At 67.1% G+C, this 845-nt stretch carries 1 protein-coding gene; it reads left to right on the top strand.

Annotated elements, in window-relative coordinates:
* A partial coding sequence (locus EOA22_RS35610) for a M48 family metalloprotease (RefSeq protein ID WP_164756275.1) occupies nucleotides 1-845 on the top strand: 845 nt, incomplete at both ends.

Here is an 845-nt window from a genome sequence, read left to right as displayed (position 1 = left end):
GCGCATGAGATGGGCCACGTCACCGCCAATCACGGCTTGCAGCGCCAGCAACTCGAGGCAGAGGAAGGCCTGGCGACCAAGGTGGTTTCCGATGTGCTCGGCGACAGCCCGACCGCCAAGGCGGCGTTGATCCGCGGCAAGCTGAGGCTCGCGCAATTCTCGCGCAACCAGGAGCTGGAAGCCGACGCCATCGGCATCAAGTCGATCGGCGAGGCCGGCTACGATCCTTTCGCCGCCGGCCGCTTCCTGCAATCAATGTCGGCCTACACCGATTTCCGCTCGATCAGCGGCGCCACCGACGCCAGCCTCGATTTCCTGGCCACGCACCCCAATACGCCGCAGCGCATCGATCTGGCGCAGCGCCATGCCCGCCAGTTCGGCGCGCCGGGCGTCGGCACGCGCGACCGCGATTCCTTCCTCGCCGGCATAGACGGCCTGCTCTATGGCGACACGCCGGAAGAAGGCTATGTACGCGGCGAAACCTTCCTGCATCCGGGCCTTGGCGTTTCGTTCACGGTACCGGACGGCTTCATCATCGACAATTCGGCGGCAGCGGTGACGGCCACCGGCCCCGGCGACATAGCGATCCGTTTCGATGGCGTGTCGATCGACAAGAACCGGGCGCTGACGGACTATATCCGCAGCGGCTGGGTGGCTGGTCTCGTCGACAGCAGCGGCAGGCAGGAAACCATCAACGGCAACGAGGCAGCGACCGCGCATGCCGGCGCCGAAGGCTGGCAGTTCGACATTGCGGTGATCCGCGCCGGCGGCCAGGTCTACCGGCTGCTGACCGCGGCCCCTTCGGCCAGCACGTCGCTGGACACAATCGCCCGCTCGGGCAGCGG

It is taken from the genome of Mesorhizobium sp. M7A.F.Ca.US.014.04.1.1 (genome assembly GCF_003998745.1).
GTDB lineage: Bacteria > Pseudomonadota > Alphaproteobacteria > Rhizobiales > Rhizobiaceae > Mesorhizobium > Mesorhizobium ciceri.
Note: the sequence above shows the minus strand (reverse complement) of the source record. Positions and strands in the feature narration are given on the sequence as shown.